This window comes from Candidatus Infernicultor aquiphilus, from assembly GCF_002784285.1.
GTDB lineage: Bacteria > Atribacterota > Phoenicimicrobiia > Phoenicimicrobiales > Phoenicimicrobiaceae > Infernicultor > Infernicultor aquiphilus.
The window spans coordinates 190-3,116 of the sequence record NZ_PFKO01000215.1 but is presented as its reverse complement, the minus strand read 5'-3'; the positions used below and the strand labels follow the sequence as shown (position 1 = coordinate 3,116).

3 protein-coding genes and 1 pseudogene are annotated in these 2,927 nt (G+C 38.2%); all 4 read right to left on the bottom strand.

Annotation, left to right across the window (positions count from 1 at the left end):
- Positions 1–1,184: ABC transporter substrate-binding protein (locus COZ07_RS05640; protein WP_406607599.1), on the bottom strand; the 1,184-nt coding region annotated here is incomplete at its 3' end.
- Positions 1,185–1,338: 154 nt separating this feature from the next.
- Positions 1,339–1,809 (bottom strand): glycerol-3-phosphate responsive antiterminator, encoded by a 471-nt coding sequence (locus COZ07_RS05635; RefSeq protein ID WP_406607598.1) that lies wholly within the window; start codon positions 1,807–1,809, stop codon positions 1,339–1,341.
- Positions 1,810–2,095: 286 nt separating this feature from the next.
- The gene (locus COZ07_RS05630; RefSeq protein WP_406607597.1) at positions 2,096–2,479 is read right to left on the bottom strand and encodes a DUF1667 domain-containing protein; all 384 of its coding nucleotides are present in this window, start codon (positions 2,477–2,479) and stop codon (positions 2,096–2,098) included.
- 12 nt (positions 2,480–2,491) lie between these two features.
- Positions 2,492–2,927 (bottom strand): annotated as a pseudogene (locus COZ07_RS05625) (pyridine nucleotide-disulfide oxidoreductase); the annotation flags it as partial.

Here is a 2,927-nt window from a genome sequence, read left to right as displayed (position 1 = left end):
ACGAAGGGACCTAAGCGAACCCCGGTAGATGCTGCAGTATCCCGTCTTCCAGCAAGTATCTGGAGAAAAGCAGTGAGGTAGGTTTGATCCGCCGAGAACCAGCCTTCGTCTAATAGAGTTTTAAGTGCTCCACTACTCGCTGGGAAGTAACCAGTACCTTTGTGCCACTTTATAGCAATGTCTTCCCGGCTAAGATATTTTAAGAACTCCCAAACACCGCGGAGCTCTTCATCACTTTGTCCTTTGGTGATCCAAAGGCTTCCGCCTCCAATGACAGAGTTTCCCACCGGATAACCTTCGAAACGGGGAAGGAAGCTGGTACCAACCTTAAATTTAGAAGCTTTAATAATACCAGCCAGTGATGAAGTAGACTGAATAAGCATAGCAATTTGACCGGCATTGAATGCTGAGTTTGCTTCGTACTCCACTCCTCCGTAGATATATATCCCTTTTTTATGCAATCTAACCCAGGTATCAAAGACCATGTAACCAAAATCATCATTAAAGACCACTTTTTTTGCTAATCCAGTCCGCCCATTATCGTTGTCTGCGTAGAGGTGGTCATTATAGGCCAGTGTTTGTTCGAAGATCCAATCAGGCCAACCTCCGGAATAGACATGATCTACTACTCCGCTGGCCAGTATTTTTTCTCCATACTCTTCCATCTCTTTCCAGGTGGTGGGAGGTTTGTTGGGATCGAGCCCAGCTGCTTTAAAAATATCTTTGTTGTAGTAAAGCATGGCGGTAGACGAATTAAAAGGCATGGACCAAAGGTTCCCATCTACAGAATAGTAATGAGTAATGGGGATGACATATTGTGCCCAATCCCAGGTTTCTCCTAACATTTCAGGGATTTTATAGACTGGAATAATGGCATCGCTATCTATCATCGTCTGAGTCCCTACTTCATAGACCTGGACTATATTTGGGGCTGTTCCTGTAGGATATGCGGTAACATATTTGGTTAATGTTTCCGCATAGGAGCCGGTAAATAGCGGTTTAACTTCTAAATCAGGATGGGCAGCATTAAAGCTTTCGATAATCGACTCTAATACCCCCAGGCGCGACCCGCTCATTGCATGCCAGAAAGTTATGGTTACCGGTTTTGCCAGAACAGTTCCCGCTGATAACAATAAACACAAAGTTACAACTAAAACCATCAGAAAATTCTTTCTTAATTTCATTGTAAATTATAACCTCCTTAATAATTTTGAAACTTATTAATTAACTGATACGCTTTTTATTATTTCTATATATCGCCTCCCATCTTAAATTAGTAGCTCATGCAAAATTAGCTATTCCCTAAGAGAGTATTAAGAGCCGAGGAATTGAATAAATTTACCATAATTCTTTTTTACTGGTAGATACGGCTAGAACTCCTCTTTGCAATAATTTCTCTATTTCACTTTTATCAGAAATTAAACCGCCGGCAATAACCGGACAGGATAACTTTTTGTATATGTGTTCTATAAAATAAGGAGCAGCTATTCCGGGTAAAATTTCCACTGCATCAGGCTGGTTATTTTTTAACAGCTGTTCCCCGGTATTTAAGGCAGCAGAGTCAAGTAAAAAAATTCGCTGAATAGCAATAAGACCCTCTTTCTTAGCAACCTCAATCAAGTTACTTTTAGTGGTAACAATCCCATTACAGAGTTCTTTTTTGGCTAAATAAATTATTCCTTCTCTATCTCTGCCAATTCCCTTAATAAGGTCCATATGTAAAAAAACAAGTTTTTTGTGCTCCTTACATTTTTTCATAATCTGGGACAGATTAAATATATCTCCATAGAGAATAAAAAGAGCAGTCACCTTTGTATTGAGAGCATATTCAAAATCCGCATCATTTCTTATGGCGGCAATTAGGGGTGTTCTTTAAAACAGCCTCTTAAATTTTGCATCTATAATTTTTCCCTTGTTTTACAATTTTGTATTTTATATAATACAAAAAGTTTGATTTTAAAAGTAGTATAAAGATAATAACACATCTAATCGATTACTTCAAAATTAAATACAGTATCGAGTATATAGTATCGTGTATCGAGTTAAGAAAGAGAAGGAAATAAAGGAAAGTAGGGAAAAGATGTAAGCATAATCTTTAGGAAAACAGGTTAGAATCAACTCTCTTAATATTGCGGGTGGCAACCAGGCTCACACCTGTTCCCAGTAAATCATCTTTAATTACCTGACCTATTTTAACCTGAGCCTTCACTTCAATTTTAGCAATTTCGACCATAGCTTTTAATAATAATCTTTTAGGAATCGATTTTTCTGTCTTTACCGATACTAAAGGTAATTCACCGCCAATCACTTTAACTGTGGTGGTTAAGATTCTTAGCGGATTGATAAATTCTTCTTCGGCATATTTAATTCCTTTAGGACAGGCATTCCCTATAATAGAGGTAATCTTTCCATCTTTACTCTGGATGGTCATCCTGCAACCTATGGGGCAGCTTATACATATTATCTTATTTTGTTCCATCCTCTTTACTCCCTAATCCCTTTTAATAGAGATAGTTATATTTTTCAATTTATCATCCAATAGAACTTCCGGCAAAAAGACGCTCACCATCTCTCCCGGGGTTACAATCCTCTTCTTGTAAGCTGTCAAAACCCTGCCTTTGTCATCTATTAAATTAATTTTGACTCTCTCTTCCGGTTTTTTTACCCGCATAAAGAGTTTTATTTTTTTCCTTCCCGGAACAATAAAATCTATATGTTGAGGGACTACATAAGCAATATTATCACCGGGGAATATTTTTATGGGTTGGGAACGAAACTTTCTGTTCCCTTTGAGGTATTCGCCTACAACTCTACCTACGATCTCTCCCTCTTCGGTAACAAAATCAGCTAAGTCATGGACATGGAGCACATTACCACAGGCAAAAATTCCCTCAATCTCTGTCTCTCGGTTTTCATTTACTATGGGC

Coding starts and splice junctions, on each gene's coding strand:
- COZ07_RS05630 (WP_406607597.1), bottom strand. CDS start 2,479: ATGGAACAAAATAAGATAATATGTATAAGCTGCCCCATAGGTTGCAGG.